This is a genomic window from Sulfolobus sp. B1, from assembly GCF_007050195.1.
GTDB lineage: Archaea > Thermoproteota > Thermoprotei_A > Sulfolobales > Sulfolobaceae > Saccharolobus.
The window spans coordinates 1-5173 of sequence record NZ_QIMI01000114.1 but is presented as its reverse complement, the minus strand read 5'-3'; the positions used below and the strand labels follow the sequence as shown (position 1 = coordinate 5173).

Below are 5173 nucleotides of genomic sequence, written 5' to 3'. Positions count from 1 at the left end.
AAAGTTGCTGGAGCAAGAGATATTGTCGTAATAGATATAGAGAAGGTGATAAAGTAAATGATTAAGGTATTACCAAGCATTGATATAAGTGAAGGAAAAGCAGTGAAAAGAATCAGGGGCGTAAAAGGTACTGGTCTGATTCTAGGCGATCCGGTAAAAATAGCATATAACATATATGAAGAAGGATATGACTCTATACATGTAATTGATTTGGACTCGGCAGAAGGTGTTGGAAGTAATGAGGAATATATTAAGGATATTTGCAAAATAGGTTTTAAGTGGATTCAGGTAGGTGGTGGCATCAGAAGCCTCGATAGAGCGAAAAAGCTAATTTCATTAGGAGTTTCCGCAATAATACTTTCCACATTACCATTTATAAATTTTAAGGAATTTAAACACATACTCGATGAGGGAACGGCTAAAGGTGTTGATCATAAAGTTAAAACTTTAGTTGATAAAATAAAGGGAATAAGAGAATACGCAGGAGGAGTCTCCTCACTTTCTGATATACAGTTTTTAGGAAGCATTGGTTTTAATTATGTGATAGTTGGCATGGCTTTCTATCTAAATAAATTGAGGGAAGGTAGACTTGGCGAGGATATCTAATCGAGTAAGGGAAACTAAGGAGACTAGGATTGAAATCTTTCTTGATATAGATAAGAGAGGAGAAATTAAAGTATCTACTCCAATTCCTTTCTTCAATCATATGCTCTCAACTTTATTCACTTATATGAACTGTACCGCCACAGTTAACGCCATAGATAAGTTACCATATGACGATCATCACATAATAGAAGATGTTGCAATTACATTAGGTAAAGCATTAGAAGAGGCGTTAGGAGATAAGAGAGGAATAAAGAGGTTTTCTCACGCTATAGTTCCAATGGATGAGGCGTTAATATTAGTTTCAATAGATATCTCTAGCAGAGGTATGGCATCTGTGAATCTTGATCTAAAGAGGGAGGAAATAGGTGGTATGGCGATAGAAAACGTATTTCACTTCTTTCAATCCTTTGCTTATAATAGCGGGATTACCTTACATATCATGCAATTAAATGGTTTTAATACACATCACATCATTGAAGCCTCGTTCAAAGGATTGGGGATGACATTATATGACGCAACTAGGATTATCGATAACGAAATAAGGAGCACAAAGGGAGTATTATGACAGCTAAAAGAATTATAGCTTGTTTAGATGTAAAAGATGGGAAAGTAGTAAAAGGAATTAATTTCCTAAATTTAAAGCTTAAGGGAGATCCAGTTGAGTTAGCGAGCAGATATGAAGAAGAAGGTGCTGATGAGATAGTGTTTCTAGACATAACCGCAACAATAGAGGGAAGAAAGACATTTTATAAGGTAATAAAGGATACTGCAAGCGTTTTATCAATTCCGCTAACCGTAGGAGGAGGTGTTAGAACTCTAGATGATATCTCTACAGCTCTAAGTTCAGGTGCTGATAAGGTTAGTATAAATACTGCAGCTGTAGAAAATAAAATGATAATAAGGCAAGGAGCTATGGAGTTTGGTTCACAAGCTATTGTAGTAGCTATTGATGGTAAAAAAGTCGGAGACAAGTGGTTAGTTTTTACAAAATCTGGTACTTACAATACAAATATTGATGTTATTAGATGGGCTAGAGAAGTTAATGAATTAGGAGCTGGAGAAATTTTACTTACCAGCATTGACAGGGATGGCACTAGATTAGGATACGACATAGAATTAACTAAGAAGGTAGTGGAAGAAGTTAACGTTCCAGTTATAGCCAGTGGAGGAGCAGGTAAGCTTGAACATTTCTATGAAGTTTTTTCTATAGCTAATGTTGATGCTGCGTTAGCTGCAGGAATATTTCATGATGGAATAGTTAGAATTAAGGAACTTAAGAAATATTTGAGAAATAAAGGTGTAGAGGTAAGAATATGATCCACCATTCTTTACCACAAAGAAGACCGAACGACTTCAGTAATGTTATTCCAACTGTAAAAGAGATAATACAGAAAGTGAAAGAGAAGGGAGACTCAGCACTTTATGAACTCACCGAGAAATTCGATAAGGTAAAAGTAAATAGTATAAAGGTTAGTCCTAAAGAGTTAGAAGATCAAGCATCAAGACTAGACGAAAAAGTAGTCAAAGCGTTAGACCTTATTTACGATCAGATAAGAGCATTTCATGAAACTACAGTTCCTCCCAACATAGGCGGGGGCTTAAGAGGTATAAGCTTTGGAATATTGTGGAAGAGCATAGAGAGGATAGGAATTTATGTCCCAGGGGGAAGACACTCCTATCCATCTACTTTATTAATGGCTGGGGTACCTGCTGAAGTCGCGGGAGTCAAAGAAATATACTTTGCTTCACCTCCAAACCCTAAAGGCGAAATTGATCCTGCATTGGCTTACGTTGCGCTTAAATTAAAAATAAAAGAAGCATATAAGATAGGTGGAGCTCAAGCGATAGCGGCTTTAGCATATGGTACTGAGTCAGTTAGAAAGGTTGACATGATAGTTGGACTACCTGAGGAGTCTGAGGATGATGTCTACAGAACAATTGAGCTTGTTGATAATTTGAGACCATATAGAAGTATTCTAGTACCTATGTTCTTCGTGCCTATGGGTTACTTTAAGAACAGAGATTGGTTCACGAGAGTAAAATTAAGCGAGGCTCACATAGAGTTATACAGAAAAGTGTTCTGGCATGATGTCTACTGGGCTGAAAACATAATAGATTCCTTCTACATGAAAAGTCCTATTTATATGCCAGTTAGATTCGCATTGAAACTGTTCTTAAGATTTGCTAAGAAGAAAATGAGACAAGTAGAAGCTTGGCTAGAAACTCAGTTAAAGAAATAATCTATATTATCTTCTTTTTTAACGGGTAAATATACTCCTTAGGAGCACTTGGGAAGACTTCAAGATATTTTCTTAAAGCTTTAGGAACTTCCACTACTCCATCCTCTCTTTGATAGTTTTCTAGTATAGCTGTTATAGTCCTAGTGCTTGCTATAGCTGTACTATTCAAAGTATGCACGTATCCTTTAACATTGTTTTTCCTATCTACGTATCTTATCTTCATCCTAAAAGCCTGCCAATCTGTACAATTACTGCAACTTACCATTTCTCTGAATTTTGCTTGGGCTGGCATCCAAACCTCGAGATCAAACTTTTTAGCAGCACATCCTCCTAAATCACCAGAAGCTATGTTTATTATTCTGTATGGCAATTCAAGCTGTTGAAACAGATTTTCAGAATTAGAGATCAATTCTGCATGATATTTCCAACTCTCTTGAGGGTTCGAAAAGATAAATTGCTCAACCTTATGAAATTGATGGACTCTGAATATTCCTTTCAAATCCTTATTTGCAGCTCCAGCTTCCTTTCTAAATGCTGGACTTATTCCAACGAATTTTAAGGGTAGTTTTTCTGCCTCGATCTCTTCCTTATAGAACATGGCAGCTATTGCGTGTTCTGCAGTAGCTATAAGGTATAAGTCCTCATTTTCTATCTTATATATTGCGTCTTTAAAGGTATCTAGATCAATTACTGACTTTATCACGTCTCCTCTTAACATGTAAGGGGGTAAGACTAGTGTATAACCTTGTTGAGTCATGAAGTCTATTGCAAAAAGCAGTAAAGCAAAATCAAGCCAAACTATGTCATTAAAAAGATAGTAGAATCTAGATCCCGCAATTTCAGATGCCTTTAACGTATTCCCTAAATGTAATACGTCCTCAAGCATTTCAGCATGACCTTTTGGTTTCCATTTAATTATTTCATACTCTACATTTGCGTTCTTAGTTTGTGCTAAGAAGGCTTCTAAATCCTTTTCATATACTTTAAATTTACCCCAGAACTTTATTGGAATACTGTAAGTTTCATCTGGACCTATGGGAACATCTTCTGCTACCAAATTGGGCAAAGAGGATAGCATTTCATCCCTCTCTCTTTCGATGTTTTCTAATTCTTTTTCCTTTTCCTCAAGTACTTTCAGTAGTTGCCTAGTTTCTTCTATTTTCTTTTTCCTTTCCTCTCCAGATAATTTAGAGATTTGAGAACTTAAGAGATTATGTTGATGTCTTAATTTCTCCACTTCTTGTAATACGGTTCTCCACTTTTTATCTAGTTCTACAGCTTTATCGATTAAAGAAACATCTACAAATCTCTTTTTCAAATTATTTTTTAACTCATCAGGATTTTTGCGCAAAAGCTCTAATATGCTCCAAGACATTAAATAAGTAATCTACTAAACCATTTTATGACTTCTGTTCATCAGCAGGTAGTCCATAAGTTTGGACCCACATCTCTACGATATCGTAACCATATAGTTGTTTAAATTTCTCCCTTCCCTCTGGAGTCATTTTTAATGGAGTCCATTGGGTATCTAAATCGATATCAACTTCAACGCTTTTAGCTGGAACAGTCTCCTTTATAACCTGCTCAACAGTGTAAATTAAATCATCTATAACTGGGCAACCAGGGGCAGTTAGTCCCAATCTTAAGTAAATATCTCCATCATCACTGATCTTTAAATCATAAATTAATCCTAGGTTTACTATGTCTACCGGTATCTCTGGATCGTAAACGTCCTTTAATGCATCTATTATCTTTTTCTTCCACTCCTCCTTATTGACATCTTGTTGTTTTGTACTCATATTCTTTAACTATGTTAAAGTAAATTTTAACTCTTACTATCTATAGTTGACTATAGTCTCTAAAGAAACAAGTACGATTACCAGTATGGCAAATAGGACCTAAAGATTTAACTTTAAAAAGCAAAGCATCAGCGTCACAGTCTACTCTTATTTCCTTAACTATCTGGTAGTTTCCGCTAGTTTCCCCCTTCAGCCATAACTTTTTCCTGCTTAATGACCAGAAATGGAGATATCCAGTAGTTAACGTCTTTATCACGGCTTCCTTGTTCATATTACCTACCATTAGAACCTCGTTTGTATTATAATCTTGTACTACAGCAATTACTGTATTATCCTCATGTCTAAAATTTAGTGTTGAAATAATCTTATTTATATCTTCACTTTTTAATTTTAACGTTTTACCCACCTTTTAAGGTTTTTTAAAAATATTCTTCCCGTTTCGCTACTTTTTTCAGGGTGAAATTGGGTCCCTACAACGTTTCTATCACAGATTAACGCTGGATATTCTACACCATACTTACTTTTCAT

General features: G+C 35.6%; 7 protein-coding genes and 1 pseudogene. 4 read left to right on the top strand and 4 right to left on the bottom strand.

Annotation, left to right across the window (positions count from 1 at the left end):
- Positions 1–57: 57 nt before the first annotated feature.
- From DMP16_RS07735 to DMP16_RS11030, 4 genes are read left to right on the top strand one after another with little or no spacing between them, the layout of a single operon-like run.
- A complete protein-coding gene (locus DMP16_RS07735; protein ID WP_143577055.1) occupies positions 58–606 on the top strand; it encodes a HisA/HisF-related TIM barrel protein in 549 nt (182 codons plus the stop codon).
- Positions 590–1171 carry an imidazoleglycerol-phosphate dehydratase gene (hisBd, locus tag DMP16_RS07730; RefSeq protein ID WP_069282196.1) on the top strand — a complete coding sequence of 194 codons (582 nt, stop codon included), beginning with the start codon at positions 590–592 and terminating at the stop codon, positions 1169–1171. The genes DMP16_RS07735 and hisBd overlap by 17 nt, the downstream gene beginning before the upstream one ends.
- Positions 1168–1923 carry an imidazole glycerol phosphate synthase subunit HisF gene (gene hisF, locus DMP16_RS07725; RefSeq protein ID WP_069282195.1) on the top strand — a complete coding sequence of 252 codons (756 nt, stop codon included), beginning with the start codon at positions 1168–1170 and terminating at the stop codon, positions 1921–1923. The genes hisBd and hisF overlap by 4 nt, the downstream gene beginning before the upstream one ends.
- The gene (locus tag DMP16_RS11030) at positions 1920–2846 is read left to right on the top strand and encodes a histidinol dehydrogenase (protein ID WP_185957841.1); all 927 of its coding nucleotides are present in this window, start codon (positions 1920–1922) and stop codon (positions 2844–2846) included. Before hisF ends, DMP16_RS11030 begins: the two co-directional genes overlap by 4 nt.
- Position 2847: 1 nt before the next feature.
- Here DMP16_RS11030 and serS read toward each other — a convergent pair whose 3' ends face one another.
- The 4 genes and pseudogenes from serS to hisH all read right to left on the bottom strand — a co-directional run.
- Positions 2848–4221, bottom strand: coding sequence for a serine--tRNA ligase (serS, locus tag DMP16_RS07715; protein ID WP_069282183.1), 1374 nt, complete (start codon positions 4219–4221; stop codon positions 2848–2850).
- 25 nt (positions 4222–4246) lie between these two features.
- Positions 4247–4645, bottom strand: a complete 399-nt coding sequence (locus tag DMP16_RS07710) for a metal-sulfur cluster assembly factor (RefSeq protein WP_069282185.1) — start codon at positions 4643–4645, stop codon at positions 4247–4249.
- Positions 4646–4685: 40 nt separating this feature from the next.
- Positions 4686–5051: a phosphoribosyl-AMP cyclohydrolase gene (gene hisI, locus DMP16_RS07705; RefSeq protein ID WP_069282187.1), complete on the bottom strand. Its 366-nt coding sequence runs from the start codon at positions 5049–5051 to the stop codon at positions 4686–4688.
- Positions 5036–5173 (bottom strand): annotated as a pseudogene (gene hisH, locus DMP16_RS11410) (imidazole glycerol phosphate synthase subunit HisH); the annotation flags it as partial. The gene hisI and the pseudogene hisH, both read right to left, overlap by 16 nt.

Excerpts from the sequence above, each read along its gene's own strand:
- hisF (WP_069282195.1), top strand. The coding sequence starts at position 1,168 with ATGACAGCTAAAAGAATTATAGCTTGTTTAGATGTAAAAGATGGGAAA.
- DMP16_RS11030 (WP_185957841.1), top strand. The coding sequence starts at position 1,920 with ATGATCCACCATTCTTTACCACAAAGAAGACCGAACGACTTCAGTAAT.
- serS (WP_069282183.1), bottom strand. The coding sequence starts at position 4,221 with ATGTCTTGGAGCATATTAGAGCTTTTGCGCAAAAATCCTGATGAGTTA.
- DMP16_RS07710 (WP_069282185.1), bottom strand. The coding sequence starts at position 4,645 with ATGAGTACAAAACAACAAGATGTCAATAAGGAGGAGTGGAAGAAAAAG.
- DMP16_RS07735 (WP_143577055.1), top strand. The coding sequence starts at position 58 with ATGATTAAGGTATTACCAAGCATTGATATAAGTGAAGGAAAAGCAGTG.